The organism is Thermomonospora cellulosilytica, from assembly GCF_014138835.1.
GTDB lineage: Bacteria > Actinomycetota > Actinomycetes > Streptosporangiales > Streptosporangiaceae > Thermomonospora > Thermomonospora amylolytica.
In genome coordinates this window covers 4,582,673-4,595,913 of the sequence record NZ_JACJII010000001.1, presented here as the reverse complement: position 1 = coordinate 4,595,913, position 13,241 = coordinate 4,582,673, and the positions used below count along the sequence as shown (strand labels likewise).

At 73.5% G+C, this 13,241-nt stretch carries 14 protein-coding genes; 7 read left to right on the top strand and 7 right to left on the bottom strand.

Annotation, left to right across the window (positions count from 1 at the left end):
• Positions 1-68 precede the first annotated feature (68 nt).
• The gene (locus tag HNR21_RS21605; protein WP_182706635.1) at positions 69-242 is read left to right on the top strand and encodes a hypothetical protein; all 174 of its coding nucleotides are present in this window, start codon (positions 69-71) and stop codon (positions 240-242) included.
• 169 nt (positions 243-411) lie between these two features.
• Complete coding sequence (locus tag HNR21_RS21600; protein ID WP_182706634.1) at positions 412-1,617, top strand: cytochrome P450; 1,206 nt, start codon at positions 412-414, stop codon at positions 1,615-1,617.
• Between the two features lie 187 nt (positions 1,618-1,804).
• Here the strand turns inward: HNR21_RS21600 and HNR21_RS21595 are convergent, their stop codons facing one another.
• Complete coding sequence (locus HNR21_RS21595) at positions 1,805-2,569, bottom strand: hypothetical protein (RefSeq protein WP_182706633.1); 765 nt, start codon at positions 2,567-2,569, stop codon at positions 1,805-1,807.
• 25 nt (positions 2,570-2,594) lie between these two features.
• On the opposite strand from HNR21_RS21595, the gene HNR21_RS21590 reads away from it, so the two are divergent.
• The 3 genes from HNR21_RS21590 (at position 2,595) to HNR21_RS21580 (ending at position 5,604) form a co-directional block, all read left to right on the top strand.
• Positions 2,595-3,356, top strand: coding sequence for an SDR family NAD(P)-dependent oxidoreductase (locus tag HNR21_RS21590; RefSeq protein ID WP_182706632.1), 762 nt, complete (start codon positions 2,595-2,597; stop codon positions 3,354-3,356).
• A 25-nt stretch (positions 3,357-3,381) separates the two neighbouring features.
• The gene (locus HNR21_RS21585; RefSeq protein ID WP_182706631.1) at positions 3,382-4,200 is read left to right on the top strand and encodes an SDR family oxidoreductase; all 819 of its coding nucleotides are present in this window, start codon (positions 3,382-3,384) and stop codon (positions 4,198-4,200) included.
• 123 nt (positions 4,201-4,323) lie between these two features.
• Positions 4,324-5,604 (top strand): class I adenylate-forming enzyme family protein, encoded by a 1,281-nt coding sequence (locus tag HNR21_RS21580; protein ID WP_182708761.1) that lies wholly within the window; start codon positions 4,324-4,326, stop codon positions 5,602-5,604.
• A gap of 163 nt (positions 5,605-5,767) precedes the next feature.
• Here HNR21_RS21580 and HNR21_RS21575 read toward each other — a convergent pair whose 3' ends face one another.
• The 3 genes from HNR21_RS21575 to HNR21_RS21565 all read right to left on the bottom strand — a co-directional run bounded on the left by HNR21_RS21575 (position 5,768) and on the right by HNR21_RS21565 (position 8,454).
• Entirely contained in the window at positions 5,768-6,535 is a 768-nt protein-coding gene (locus HNR21_RS21575) for an enoyl-CoA hydratase/isomerase family protein (RefSeq protein WP_182706630.1), read from the bottom strand.
• Positions 6,536-6,651: 116 nt separating this feature from the next.
• On the bottom strand, positions 6,652-7,140 hold the full coding sequence (locus HNR21_RS21570; RefSeq protein ID WP_182706629.1) for a MarR family winged helix-turn-helix transcriptional regulator: 489 nt from the start codon (positions 7,138-7,140) through the stop codon (positions 6,652-6,654).
• Between the two features lie 54 nt (positions 7,141-7,194).
• Positions 7,195-8,454 (bottom strand): hypothetical protein, encoded by a 1,260-nt coding sequence (locus HNR21_RS21565; protein WP_182706628.1) that lies wholly within the window; start codon positions 8,452-8,454, stop codon positions 7,195-7,197.
• Between the two features lie 123 nt (positions 8,455-8,577).
• Here HNR21_RS21565 and HNR21_RS21560 point away from each other — a divergent pair, with 123 nt between their 5' ends.
• A complete protein-coding gene (locus HNR21_RS21560; RefSeq protein ID WP_182706627.1) occupies positions 8,578-9,159 on the top strand; it encodes a DUF2238 domain-containing protein in 582 nt (193 codons plus the stop codon).
• A gap of 167 nt (positions 9,160-9,326) precedes the next feature.
• Entirely contained in the window at positions 9,327-9,926 is a 600-nt protein-coding gene (locus HNR21_RS21555) for a TetR/AcrR family transcriptional regulator (RefSeq protein ID WP_182706626.1), read from the top strand.
• A gap of 9 nt (positions 9,927-9,935) precedes the next feature.
• Here the strand turns inward: HNR21_RS21555 and HNR21_RS21550 are convergent, their stop codons facing one another.
• From HNR21_RS21550 to HNR21_RS21540, 3 genes are all read right to left on the bottom strand, one after another.
• Positions 9,936-10,610 carry a TetR/AcrR family transcriptional regulator gene (locus HNR21_RS21550; RefSeq protein ID WP_182706625.1) on the bottom strand — a complete coding sequence of 225 codons (675 nt, stop codon included), beginning with the start codon at positions 10,608-10,610 and terminating at the stop codon, positions 9,936-9,938.
• Between the two features lie 172 nt (positions 10,611-10,782).
• Positions 10,783-12,288: a class I adenylate-forming enzyme family protein gene (locus HNR21_RS21545; RefSeq protein ID WP_182706624.1), complete on the bottom strand. Its 1,506-nt coding sequence runs from the start codon at positions 12,286-12,288 to the stop codon at positions 10,783-10,785.
• Positions 12,288-13,241 (bottom strand): alpha/beta hydrolase, encoded by a 954-nt coding sequence (locus HNR21_RS21540; protein ID WP_312881141.1) that lies wholly within the window; start codon positions 13,239-13,241, stop codon positions 12,288-12,290. The genes HNR21_RS21545 and HNR21_RS21540 overlap by 1 nt, the downstream gene beginning before the upstream one ends.

The window sequence follows — 13,241 nt, the reverse complement described above, 5'->3', positions numbered from 1 at the left end:
GGGGCCGGGCGGACTTCTGCGGCGGGTTCGGCATCGTCGGCCGCAACGCCGGGACCCGGCACGAGCCGGTGCGGCTGTGGCGCGAGGAGCAGATCCGCGCCTGGACCAGCGCCCGGGTCCGCGCCGGGCTGAAGGCGGGCCTGCCGCCGGGCCCGGAGAGCTCCATCGGCAAGGTGCACGGCTCGGAGCTCACCCAGCGGACTCGCGCCGCCGCCGGCGGCGGGCGTTGGCGGATCCATTGATTGGCGATAATATATATCATCAAGTTTTCAAATCAGAGCCCTGCCGGTCGATCGGAGGCGGCGCTACTCCGGCAACGTCCGCGGCCTGTCCAGGCTGCCGCTGCTGATCGAGCGGTCCGCGACCGTGTGACCGCCTCTCCCCCGGCCCTCCGGAAGGAGCCCGCAGGCGATGCCCGACCATCCCGTCAACGACGCCATCAACCTGATCAGCGGAGAGTTCTGGGGGCGCGATCCCCACGAGGAGCTGCGCTGGATGCGCCGCAACGCCCCGGTCTACCGCGACGAGCAGGGCGGGGTCTGGGGGATCTCCAGGCACGCCGACGTCAGGCTGGTCTCGCGGACCCCCGAGGCGTTCTCCAGCGCGCACGGCATCCGGGCCGACTCCGGGCCGATGCCGATGATGATCGACATGGACGACCCGGAGCACAAGCTGCGGCGCAGGCTGGTCAGCGCCGGGTTCACCCCGCGCCGGGTCGCCGCCCAGGAGGACTACCTGCGCCGGGTGTGCGACGAGATCATCGACGGGGTGTGCGAGCGCGGCGAGTGCGACTTCGTCGCCGACATCGCCGCCCCGCTGCCGCTGATCGTGATCGGCGACGCGCTCGGGTTCGCGCCCGAGGACCGGCAGTCGCTGCTGACCTGGTCCGACGACATGGTGCGCGGGCTGACCGGGGGCGACGAACCCGAACTGCTGGTCAAGGCGGGCGAGGCGTTCAACGGGTTCGTCGAGTACGCCTCCCGGGCGATCGCCGAACGGCGCGAGCACCCGCGCGACGACCTGCTGAGCGTCCTGGTGCACGCCGAGGTGGACGGGGACCGGCTCGACCACGACTCGCTGGTGCAGGAGTCGCTGCTGATCCTGATCGGCGGGGACGAGACCACCCGGCACGTGATCTCCGGCGGCATGTACCAGCTGTGCCTGCATCCCGGCCAGCGGCGCAGGCTGATCGAGGACCCGGGAAAGATCCCCACGGCGGTGGAGGAGATGCTGCGCTGGGTCTCCCCCATCAAGAACATGAACCGCACCGCCACCCGGGACTTCGAGTTGCACGGGCAGCTGATCCGGGAGGGCGACAAGGTGCTGCTGCTGTACCCGTCGGCGAACCGGGACGAGGAGGTGTTCGAGGACCCGTTCCGGTTCGACGTGGAGCGCACGCCCAACGACCACATCGCGTTCGGCAACGGGCCGCACTTCTGCCTGGGCAACAGCCTGGCGCGGCTGGAGCTGAAGGTGATGTTCGAGCAGTTGCTCAGGCGGCTGCCGGACATCGAGCCGGTGGAGGACGAGGAACCCGCCCACCGGCCCGCCAACTTCGTGTCCGGGTACGAGACGTTCAAGGTCCGGTTCACCCCCTCGCCGCGCGTGGGGGCGTGACATGGAGCCGCTGCCCGAACTGGGCTTCTACGGGCCGGCCGGGCACTCCGCCGCTTCTCGCGACCTGCTGGGCCAGGCGCGCGACGGGAAGCGGATGGAGCTGGGCGCGGTGTTCCTGCCCGACCGGTTCACCACCAAGGAGGCCGCCCACCGCGCCGCCACCGCCATCGCGGACCCACCCGCCGGGTCAGGCCGGGAACGCGACCGGCTCGTCGGTTCCCTGCCTGGTGAACAGCCACGCCGGAACCAGCCGCGGATGGTGGCCGTCGGCCCAGTCGAGCGCGTAGGCGAAACGCGCCCCGGTCACGAGGGGCGAGGGGTTGCGCATGACGCACGGGGGCGTTGCCGAGCCGTAGGCCGCCGGGCACAGCCGCCCGGACGAGGGGGTGCGCGCAGCCTCCTGCCGGAGGCGGATGAAAGCCTGCCCGGCGTCGAGCAGCGGACGTTCGGCGCCTCCTCGCGCGGGCCCCAGCCATCCGGCGGCGGTGTGGACACCGTGCCCGTCGAGCTGGACCCTGGTCTCCCAGCCCCAGGTCGGGTGGCCCTCGATACGGGGTTCGACCACCACCTGGCCGCCTTCGAAACGCGCCGGGGCCGAGTCGAGGCCGGCCGCGCGCAGGATGGGGCGGGCGAGCGCGAGCGCCCGCCGTTCGCCAGAGTCGTACGGTGCCTCGCCGCCGGTCTGCCGCTGCCGCGTGTAGCTCCACCGGCCGCCGCTGTGCGGCCAGATCTGCAGCCTGGCCTGGCCGCGTACGACCGTCCAGGGGTCGCCGCCGAAGCCGATCGGCTCGTCGCCGAAGCCGAGCGCCTCGGCCAGTGCGAGGGCGTGGCGCTGGAGGGGCGTGACCAGGCGGTCGTACGATCGGTCAACTGCTGCACGGGGCCTCCCGTCTGCCGGATCGGCCCCTGTCCGCGGGCCGGGGGGCGGGTTAATCTGACCACATTCTTCCATCAAGTATCAATTATCAGGAGGTCCGATGACCGCGCCCACGCTCTCCCCGTCCAGCGGCGTGATCGTCACCGGCGGGGCGTCCGGCATCGGCGCGGCGTGCGCCCGGGCCCTGGCCGAGGCCGGCCGGCCGGTCGCGCTGTGGGACCTGGCCGACGCCACCGGCGTGGCCGGGCAGATCTTCGCCGGCACCGGTTCGGCGGCCGTCGCGGTCACCGTCGACGTCACCGACTCGGCCGCGTTCCCGGCCGCGATCGAGCGCAGCCGGGAGGTGCTCGGCCTGATCGGCGGGCTGGTGCACGCCGCCGGGATCCCCGGTCCGGCGGCGGCGGGCGACCTCGACGAGGCCCGCTGGGACGCGGTGCAGCACGTCAACCTGCGCGCCCAGGCCCTGCTCGTGCAGGCCCTGCTGGACGACCTGCGCGGGACGCCGGGCTCGGCGGTCGTGGGGATCTCCTCCATCGAGGCGTTCCTCGGGCAGATGTTCATCCCGTCGTACTGCGCCTCCAAGGCCGGGCTGCTCGGCCTCACCCGGGCGCTGGCGCACCACCTGGCGACCGACGGCGTGCGGGTGAACGCGGTCTGCCCCGGCTACATCGACACGCCGATGCTGAGGAACACCGCACCGGCGGAGATGCGGGCCGGGTTCGCCGCCAAGTCCCCCACCGGCAGGCTCGGCCGCCCCGAGGAGGTCGCCGCGGCGGTCCGCTTCCTCATGAGCGACGACGCCTCGTTCGTCACCGGCACCCACCTGACCGTCGACGGCGGCGCCACCGCCGTCGACCGCTGAGGCGTCTCCCCGAGAAAGGCAGCTCATGAGGACACTGGCAGGAACGGCCGCGCTGGTCACCGGAGGCGGCAGCGGCATCGGGCTGGCGTGCGCGGCCCGGCTGGCCGCCGACGGCGCGGCCGTCACCATCTGCGGCCGGACCGAGGAACGGCTCCGCCGGGCCGCCGAGAAGATCGACGGGGACGTGACGTACGCGGTCGCCGACATCACCGACGAGGAGCAGATCGCCGCTGCGGTGGACGCCGCCGCCGGACGCGGGCCGCTGCGGGCCGTCGTCGCCAACGCGGGCGGCTCCACCTCGATCGGGCCGATCGGGATGCTCGACCTGGACGCCTGGCGGTCCACCCTGGAACTGAACGCCACCGGCACGCTGCTGACGATCCGGCAGGCGGCCCGGGTGATGGCGCCGATCGGGGGCGGCGCCGTCGTCGCGATCAGCTCCATCGCCGCCTCCAACACCCACCGCTGGTTCGGCGCGTACGGGGTGTCGAAGGCGGCCGTGGACCATCTGGTGCGGCTGGCGGCCGACGAGCTGGGCGGGGCCGGGATCCGGGTGAACGGCATCCGTCCCGGGCTGGTGCGCACCGAACTGGTCGCCGGCATCGCCGACCAGGGGCCGGTCCTGGAGGACTACCTGGCCTGCATGCCGGTGTCGCGGATCGGCGAGCCGGAGGACGTCGCCGAGGCGGCGCGGTTCCTGGCCGGGCCGGAGTCCTCGTGGATCACCGGCCAACTGCTGAACGTGGACGGCGGGCACCACCTGCGCCGCGGCCCGGACTACTCCTCCCTGTTCGAGCCGATGTTCGGGGCGGCGGCGCTGCGCGGGCTCCCCGCCGGGGAGTGACCCGGGTGGCCGGCAGGAGGTGGTCCGGCTGGTCCGGTCCGCCGCGGAAGCCGCCCCCGCCCCCCGACCTGACCCCGGCGGAACCCCTGCGAGGAGCGACGTGACCGTCAGTGCCCCGTCACCCTGGAGAGCCTCTTCGAGACCGTCCTGCGCGAGTCGCCCGAGGCCGAGGCCGTCGTGGACGGCCCGCTGCGGCTCACGTTCGATGACTGGTGGCGCCGCTCGGGGATCGCCGCCGCCGCGCTGGCGGCGCGCGGCGTGCGGGCCGGGGACGTGGTGTGCCTGGTGCTGCCGTCGTCGGCCGGCTTCGCCGTGTGCTACCTGGCGGCGATGCGGCTGAACGCGATCGTCACCGCGGCCGACCCCCGGCTCGGGGCGACCGAGATCGCGCACATCCTGGACGGCGCCGACCCGGCCGTGGTGGTCTGCGACGAGCCCGGCCGTCTGGGCTTCGCCTCGGCGGCCGTCGTGACACCGGACGACCTGACGCGGGGGCGTCGGGCGGTGGAGGGGGCGGTGGCCCCGGCGGCGGGCGACCCGGCGGTGATCGTGTGGACGACCGGCACGGCCGGGACCCCGAAGGGCGCATGGTTCGACCACGAGGCGTTGCAGGTCATCGCCCGCAACATGGGGCCGCTGAGCGCGCCGGGCGACCGGAAGACGATGCCGGTGCCGTTCGCGCACGCGGCGTTCATGACCCGGATCTACGACCAGTTGCTGCACCGGGCGGCGCTGGTCCTCACCCCGCGCCAGTGGTCGGCCCGCGGCATGCTCGACCTGCTGGTGCGGGAACGGGTGACGGTCGGGCAGGGCGTTCCCACGCAGTGGGAGAAGCTGATCGCGCTGGGCGAGCCGGCCTCGGCGGACCTGTCGCACCTGCGGCCGGCCTCCACGGGCGCGGGCCGGGTGCCGCCGTCGCTGGTCCTGGCGATGCGGGAACGGCTGGGCTGCCCGGTGGTGGTGCGGTACGCCTCCACCGAGGTGCCGCTGTGCTTCGGCACCGGGCCGGACGACCCGCCCGAGCTGGTGGCCTCGACGGTCGGCCGGCCGCTGGGGGACGTGGAGGCGGAGATCCGCGACGAGAACGGCCGCCCGCTGGGTCCCGGCCTGGCGGGGCGGGTCCATCTGCGGTCGCGGGGTGCGATGCGGGGGTACTGGGGGGAGCCCGGGCTGACCGCCGCCACCATGTCCCCGGACGGGTGGATCGCCACCGGCGACCTGGGGTCGCTGGACGAGAGGGGCAACCTCACGATCATCGGGCGGATGGACGACGCCTACATCCGCGGCGGCTACAACGTGCACCCGTCCGAGGTCGAACGGATCCTGCTCGTGGACTCGCCGCTCTGCCCGTTCAGGACCCACCGCCAGCCCGGCCGAGACGACCGCATCGACTGGGAGGACTGACCGCCCTTCGAGCCGCGGGCAACCCGGTCAGTCCAGACCGGCCACGATGCCCTCGCCCACGGCGGCGTTGCGGAAGAGCTCGGCGAACACGGCGGCCTCTCGCTCCAAGCCCTGCGATGCGCCTCGTCCGGTCCAGCCGGAGCGGCCGAGCGGACCGCTCCGGTCAGTCCAGCCGGGCCAGGACGTTGTCGGCCGCGGCGGCGTTGCGGAGGAGTTCGGCGAACGCGGCGGCCTCCCGTTCCATGGCCTGGCGGACGGCGTCGCGGTGCGCGTCCCCCATCAGGCGCTTGGTGGCCAGCAGGGACGGCAGCGGCTTGGCGGCGATCTCCCGGGCCAGCTCGTGCGCTGCCTCCAGGAGGGCGTCGGGCGGGCAGGTGCGCAGGGCCAGCCCGGCGGCCACCGCCTCGTCCGCGGTGATCCACCGGCCGGTCAGCAGGGCCAGCGCCGCCCGTTGCCGGCCCATCCGCTGCGGGAGCAGATAGCTGCTCGCCGCCTCAGGGGCGACGCCCATGGTGGTGAACGGGGCCAGCAGCCGGGCGTCCTCGGCCAGCAGGACCAGGTCGCAGTGGGCGAGCATGGTCAGGCCCAAGCCCACCCCCGCGCCGTTGACGGCGGCCATCAGCGGCTTGGGGAACCCGACCAGGGCGTCCATCAGGGTCGTGAAGCCCTTGCCGGCGTCACCGGCCGTCTCACCGGACGCGTGGGCGCGGGCCAGGTCCGCCATCTCCCTGAGGTCGGTGCCCGCCGTGAACGTCCGGCCGGATCCGGTCAGCAGCACGACCGACACGCCGTCGTCGTCCGCCGCCCGCTCCAGGGCGTCCGCGACCGCCAGGTAGAGGGCCTCGTTGAACGCGTTGGCCGCCTCCGGCCGGTGGAACGTCAGGGTCCGCACCCGTTCCCGGTCCTCGGCCCGCAGCACGTCGGTCGCCATCGCCGGCCCCTCCCCCTCTGACAGAGTTTATAAAATATTCCATTCCGCCCGACAATCCCGCAAGTCACACGGATACAAAGAATGACCTGGACCGCCCCCGGCGGCGCGGGCCTCGGCTACGGGGTGCGCTCCCTGGCCCGGCGGACCGAACCCGGGGTCTCGACCGGCTCGGCCAGGTGGCCCTCGGCCAGCCGGCGCAGCGCGCGCAGCAGCACCGTCCGCTCCTCCTCCGGCAGCGAGTCCAACGCCTCCCGGTGCACGCGGTCGACGATCTCCTGGCTGCGCTGCGCGATCTCGGCGCCCTCGGGGGTGACCGCGATGATCCGCGCCCGGCGGTCGGTGCTGGACGGGCGGCGTTCGGCCAGCCCCGCCTTCTCCAGGGCGTCGACCGTCACCACCATCGTCGTCTTGTCCATGTCCCCGAGTTCGGCGAGCTGGATCTGGGTGCGCTCCTCCTGCAGGGCGTGCACCAGCACGCAGTGCATCCGGGTGGTCAACCCGATCTCGGCGAGGGCGGCCGCCATCCGCGTCCGCAGCACATGGCTGGTGTGGTCGAGCAGGTACGACAGGTCCGGTGCGGTGCTGGAGGGGGCCAGGGCGGTCATGCTCCCCAGGATAGTCGTCCCGAACCGGATCGTCCGTTTCTCACCGGTCGGCCGCTACACCAGCTCACCGGGCTCGATGATCCGCAGGCCCCGGCCGCGCACCCCGAAATCGGAGGTGTCGCCGCCCACGACGCTGTCGTCGTCCCAGGCCAGGAAGGCGAAGTCGCCGCCGGGCTCGCCGAACGTGGCCGCCGCCGTCAGGTCGAACCGGTGCTCGGCGGGGACCGTGTTGGCATGGACCTCCGCCCCGAGGGGCAACTGGCCGGCGGAGAAGATCCGGGCCCGGACGCTCGGGGTGGTGGCGAACGTCTCCGCGCTCTTCTGGATCCAGGCGGCCAGGTAGCGGCCGCCGGGCAGCGGGGCCAGCGCCGGCGACCAGCAGGCGATGCCGCCGCCGGTGCTGACGGTCAGGCCGTTGCGGGTGTCGGTGCCGCCGGGCTCGAAGACGTTGGTCTCCACGACGCCGCGGGTGACGCCGAGGTCGCTCTTCCCGATCACCCGGATGTGGGCGGTGACGATCCGGCCGTTGTCGACCACGGTCATCGCCTTGCCGCCGCCGAACCCCGACAGGTTCGGCCGGATCTCCCCGGTCACCGGCGTCCCCCGCAGGTCGAAGATCCGGAACGTGATCGCGCCGCCCCCGACGGCCGCCGGGTCGCCGCGCCACATGACCACGTAGTCGCCGTTCAGCAGGCGCTGCGCGATGGGGAACTCGTGGAAGCCCTCGGTGGTGTTCGCGGTGAACTCCGGCCCGGCCCTGGCCCCGTCGAGGCCGAACCGCTGCACCCGGATCCGCCGGCGGGGATCGGCGTCCGCCCAGGTGACCAGGAATCCCCCGTCGATCATGCCGGTACCGCCGGGCCGGTGGCCGGGATCGGCGTCGGCGGTGCCGACCTGCGTCTCCGGTCCCGTCCTGCGCCCGTCCCGGTCGAACCGCTGCATCTTCACGTGCGGGCGCGGCCCCGGCGGGGTGAACGCCCGCTCGATCCACACCACCGTGAAGCCCGTGCCCGAGCGGATGATCACCGGGGCGGTCCGGTCGGTGTCGGCCCCGGGCGGCGTCCGCTCGTTGACGAGGAACTCCTGGCCGCCGCTCCCGCCGTGCGCGTCCACCGTCTTGCCCTTGATGTCGGCGCCCGCGCTGCGGTCGCACCACACCACGAAGAAGCGGGAACCGGACAGGTGCGCGACGGAGGGCTGATGCTGCAGCCCCAATGTCGTGGTGTTGACCAGCACCTCGGTCATGGCCTCATCCCCCAGGCGTCCCCCGGCGTCCCCGGCCGCGCGCGCCGCCTCCTCGCCCAGTCTGTCCACGGCGGACCGCCGATGAGGAGCCCCGGCGGGCGCGCCCGGACGAGGTTTGGGGAGACTTGGAGCGTTCCGGGCAAAACGCTTGAAGGGGTATCGGACGCGCATTCCGTCGGGCATCCTGTCGCGATGAACACCGATCGCTGGCGCCCCCTCGCCCTGTCGCTCAAGGCGGCCCTGGTCGCCCTGCTGGCGCTGGCACTGCTCTTCCCGCACTGGGACCGCTTCGCCGACAAGGCCATGGGCGCCCGGGCGGTCGCCTATCCCCTGGCCGTCATGACGGTGTGGGCGGTCTGGGCGCTGCGCGGACGGCGCGGCGCGTACCCGTGGGACGTCGACGCCCTGCTGACGGCCCCGTTCGTCATCGACGTGGCGGGCAACGCCGCCGACCTGTACGACACCATCGGCTGGTTCGACGACGCCTGCCACTATGGCAACTGGTTCCTGCTGGCCGCCGCGGCGGGGCTGGCGCTGCGCCGGTGGAGCTCGTTCCCGCCCGCCGCGGTGGCGCTGTCGTGCGCGGGCGCGGGGGCGATCACCGCCATCGTGTGGGAGTTCTTCGAGTACGGGGTCTTCATCCTCGACACCCCCGAATCGGTCACGATCTACCGCGACACCATCGGCGACCTGATGCTCGGGCTGTCCGGGGCCACCACGGCGGGCGTCCTCCTCGCCGTCCGGAACCGGCGCCGGTCCGGCCGGGCGGCCTGACACGGCACCGGCACCGGCGTCACGGTCGAGCATCTGCCCGCCGAGGACCGGATGGGCCGGGACTGACCCGCCGCAAATACCCACGAGACGGACTATGCGGAGCACTTGGCGCATTCCTTACGGGGGGTATGTGCATATTCCACTGCACGCGCAATAGCGTGATTCGCATGGACGACGGTCTTACGAGGGAGCAGGTCATCGAGGTCGCCGCGCGCCTGTTCGCGGGGCTCGGCTACGACGTGACCACCCTCGAGATGATCGCCGACGCCGTCGGCGTCCCGCCCTCCACGATCGTCGAGCTGGCCGGCGGCAAGCGCGAGCTGTACCTGCAGGTGATGGAGCGCCTCTTCGAGGCCAAGTACGCCATGGTGCAGGCCGCCACCGAGGAGGCCGGGTCCGGCCGCGCCGCCGTCCACCAGATCGCGGACTCCTACCTGGACTTCTACGCCGCACATCCCGACTACCTGGCCCTGTGGGAGCACCGTTCGGTGTCCGACGCCGCCGACATCACCGACATCGAGGACCGCTACATGCGTCCTCTGCTCAAGCTGGCCGCCCGCCGGATCCGCGACGACGTCCCCGAGGACATCGGCGCCTTCGCGCTCCTCGGCGTGATCCTGTGGACCATCAACGGGTTCCTCGGCACCGGCATCCTGGCCCCCCGCCAGGGCATGACACGCGCCGACGACCCCGAGACCCTCAAGTACTTCCGCACCGTCCTGCACACCGTCATCGACCGTCTCCTGGCCCCGCCGCCGACCCCGTGAGCCCGGCCGTCAGGCGGTGGTGAAGGTCTCCCGGACGAACTGCAGGAAGTCCTCGGCGTCGATGCCCTCGGGCTCGGTGCTGATGACCGGGTCCATCAGGGTGAAGCTGTCGATGAGGGCCGAGCACAGCCGGGCCAGGGCGTGCGGGTCGCCCGGGCGGATGGTGCCCTCGTGCTGGCCCTCGGCGATGACCCCGGCCAGCAGGCCGACCAGCTCCTGGTAGAAGGTGCGGTAGAGCTCGGGGACGTCGCCGGAGGCCCGGCCGCCGATCTTGGTCATCTGGGCGTGCAGCTGGCCCCAGGCGGGGTACCGGCGGCGGTGCTCGATCTGGGCGCGGACCATGGCGACGAGCCGTTCGCCGGCCGGCATCTCCTCGGCGGCCAGCCGGCCCATCTCCTCGCGCTGGCCCGCCCCGCGCCGCATCAGGACCGCCAGGTAGAGGTCCTCCTTGCTGTCGAAGAAGGAGTAGATCGAGGCGACCGAGAACTCGCACATCTCGGCCACGTCCTTGAGGCTGGTCTCGTAGTAGCCGTTCCTGGCGAACAGCTCCTCGGCGGTCTCCAGCAGCTGCTCGCGGCTCAGCTCGATCCGCTGCCGGCGCCGTATCTCGCGAGGACTGGGCCGCCCGGCCTCGGCGCCGTCGCCGGAACCCCTGACGGCTGCGGCGGCCTCCTGCTTGTTCACACACCCTCCCGGCCATCCCCTGGAGCCGGCGTCGCGACCCTCCGCCGGCCACGGCGGCATGGGGACGTGGCCGTTATACCACCCGGTAGCAGGTCGTCGCGCAGCGCCGCCCCGCGGGATCGGCCGCCCGGCCGGCCGGCGGGCCGTCTCCCGGCCGGCCGGTGGAGGCGCATCAGCGGCGCGCCGCGTCCCGGCGCGCCGTGCTCACCATGTCGACGAGCTCACGGCGCAGGATCTTGCCCGTGGGCGTGGTCGGCAGCTCCTCCAGGATCACCACGTCGTCGGGGGTCTTGGCGCTGCGCAGCCGTTCGCGGACCCATTCCCGCAGTTCCTCAGGCTCGGGGCGGCGGCCCGGCCGGGGCACGACGAACGCCGCGATGCGCTGGCCCCACTCCAGGTCGGGCACCCCGGCGACCGCGCACTCCAGCACCGCCTCGTGGCGGGCGAGCACGTCCTCGATCTCGGCGGGCGCGATGTTCTCGCCGCCCCGGATGATCGTGTCGTCGGCGCGTCCCTGCACGAACAGGAACCCGTCGGAGTCCAGGTGGCCGCGGTCCCGGGTGGGGAACCAGCCGTCCTCGCGGACCCGGCTGCCCGACTCGACGTACTCCCCCGCCACCTGGTCGCCGCGCACGACGATGTCGCCGACCACCCCCGGCGGGCAGGGCCTGCCCTCGGGGTCGTGGACCTCGATCTCCACCGACGGCAGCGCCCGCCCGACCGATCCCAGCCGGGCGCGTACGGCGGGGTCGGGGCTGGCCAGCGCCTCGCGGTGGTCCTCCGGTCCCAGCACCGCGATGGACGAGGCGGTCTCGGTGAGGCCGTAGGCGTTGACGAAGCCGGTGTCCGGGAACAGCCGCAGCGCCTCGGCGATCACCTCGCCGGAGACCTTCGCTCCCCCGTACGACAGGGACCGCAGGTGCGCGGGGGTCCGCCGCCCGCGGGCCTTCAGCTCGGCGACGATCCGCACCAGCATGGTCGGCACCACCATCGCGTGCGTGACGTGCTCGCGTTCGACGGTGTCCAGCCAGTCCGCGGCGGTGAAGTGGTCGAGGTAGACCACCCGCCGCCCCGAGTACAGGTTGGACAGCGCGTTCGCGACCGCCGCGATGTGGTACGGCGGAACGCTGACCAGCGTGGCGTCGGTCTCGTCGGCCGAGCCGAACTCCACCGAGCCGAACAGGTACGACACCAGGTGCCGGTGCCGCAGCACCGCGCTCTTGGGGGCGGCGGTGGTGCCGCTGGTCATCAGCAGCACCGCGATCTCCTCGGCGTCGATGTCGTACGCCGAGCGCGGCGCGGCCTGCGCGGCGGGCAGGGCGCAGAACTCCTCCAGGCCGACCGTCCGCGCCCCGGGCACCCGTTCGGGGGTGTCGGTGACGACCAGCGGCGACTTCTGGCGGCTCATCACGTCACCGAGCTGCTCGGCGCTGAGCCGGTAGTTCAGCGGCAGGAACGGCACCCCGGCCAGCGCCGCGGCGAACAGCGCCACGGGGAACGCCGGGCCGTTGCCGCCCAGGTAGACCAGCCGGTCCGCGCCCGCCGAGGCGACGAAGGCGGCGCCGGCCGTCGCCCTGGCGCGCAACCGTCCACCGGTCAGGCCGCCGGACCGGCCGCCGAGCAGGACGCGGTCGCCCATCCCGTCGGCGACCATGTCGCAGATCATGGCCAGATTCATCACAGGGCTCCTTGTCGATGCGTTCGGCGGGCGGCCGCCTCGCGGGCCAGGACGCACTCCTCGACGAACGACAGCACCTCGAGGTGGTAGGCCATGGCCGACAGCCCGAGGCTCAGGTTGTGGCCGCCGTCCACCTGCTCGTGGACCACGACCCGCGGCGACGCGGTGAACAGGGCCGCCACCTCGGCCAGCGCCGCCGGGCCGGACCGCCAGACCTGCTCGTGGTCGCCGAGGCTGTAGTGCACGGGGACGCGGATCCGGGCCGCGAGGCCGGGGAGGGTCCGCCGCCAGTGCCGCACCTCGATCCCCTCGTATCCGGGGGTGGAGGAGGCGATACCGGCACCGCCGGCGACGTCGGCCGGGTAGAGGCGGTCCGGCCCCCAGATGAGGTCGCGCAGCCCGCCGCCCTCCGCCCTCGGGGTCCGGCCGGTCGCGGGCGGCCGGTCCCGGCGCCCTCCCTCCAGGAGTTCCCGGTGCCTTTCCACCAGGATCTCGTCGGCGCGGGGCTGGCGGTGCAGACCGGTTCCGGCGATCTCCAGGCCCAGCAGTCCGGCGCCGCGTTCGTCGGCGGCCATCCGGACTCCCAGCGCGCAGCCGACCGAATGCGCCATCACGAAGACGCCCGCGCCCCGGGGACGCGACTCCAGCAGCCGCTCCACCGCCCCGTAGGCGAGATCGACCCGCCGTTCCGGATCGGCGAACCGGTCCGTGTGCGCCGCCGAGGCTCCGTAGCCGGGCCGGTCCAGGGCGACGACGGTGAAGCCGAGCGCCGGGCCGGTCCGCAGCAGCGACAGCCGCGGCCGGTTCGGCGCGTCCCAGTACGCCGACGTCGTCGCGCCCCCGTGCAGGGCGACGACGACGGCCCGCGGCCGCGGCGCCTCGCCCACCAGCGCCGACATCGGAACCCCGGCGACCTCGACGTGGACGCGGTCGACCCGCCGGGGGGTTCTCAC